At 65.3% G+C, this 783-nt stretch carries 1 protein-coding gene; it reads left to right on the top strand.

Annotated features, from left to right (window positions below; genetic code table 11):
• A partial coding sequence (locus tag AC5RWT_RS37890; protein ID WP_494084692.1) for a UvrD-helicase domain-containing protein occupies positions 1–783 on the top strand: 783 nt, incomplete at both ends.

The raw sequence follows: 783 nt of genomic DNA, 5'->3' as shown, positions 1-783 counted from the left end.
ACCTTCATCAAGATCCTGCTGCGCGAATTGACGGAGCAGTTGACCGAGGCGCTGGAGAAATCCTCCGGTCCCGGCAACAGCGCCGATCGAGCCTACCTGGCCGAAGACGTGCGCACCTCGCGCGATGTGAGAGTGGCGCTGAATCTGTGCTGGATGCCGCTGACCCCGGAAAAGCTTGTCAGGGAACTGCTGAGCAAGCCTGCGCACCTTCAGGCTGCCGCCCCGGACCTGACGGCGGCCGAGCGCAGTTTGCTGCTGCGGCCGGCCGATGCCCCGTGGACCGAAGCAGACGTTCCTCTGCTCGACGAAGCCGCGGAACTGCTCGGGGAGATGGATGCCTCGGCAGGACGCGACAAGGCCCAGCAGGACGCAGAGCGTGCCCGAGACGTCGCCAACGCGGAGCAATCGCTGCGCAACGTTGACCAGATGCTCCGCGACATCGGCATTGATGGCGTGGTCAGCGCCGAGGACCTGGCCGGATACAACCAGGCGCAGCAGACGCGCTTTACGGCGGCCGAGCGCGCCGCCGTTGACCGTACCTGGGCCTTCGGCCACATTGTGGTTGACGAAGCGCAGGAGCTCTCTGCCATGCAGTGGCGGTTGCTGATGCGCCGCTGCCCGCTCAAATCGTTTACCGTCGTCGGCGACATTGCCCAGACGAGTTCGACAGCCGGCGCAGAATCCTGGCAGCAGGCACTTGAGCCGTTCGCGGGCGAGCGTTGGCAACTGGAAGAGCTGACCGTGAATTACCGAACGCCTTCCCAGATTGCCCAGGCCGCGGTC

Source organism: Arthrobacter sp. Dra40 (genome assembly GCF_059091905.1).
This window is presented reverse-complemented; position numbering and strand designations above follow the sequence as displayed.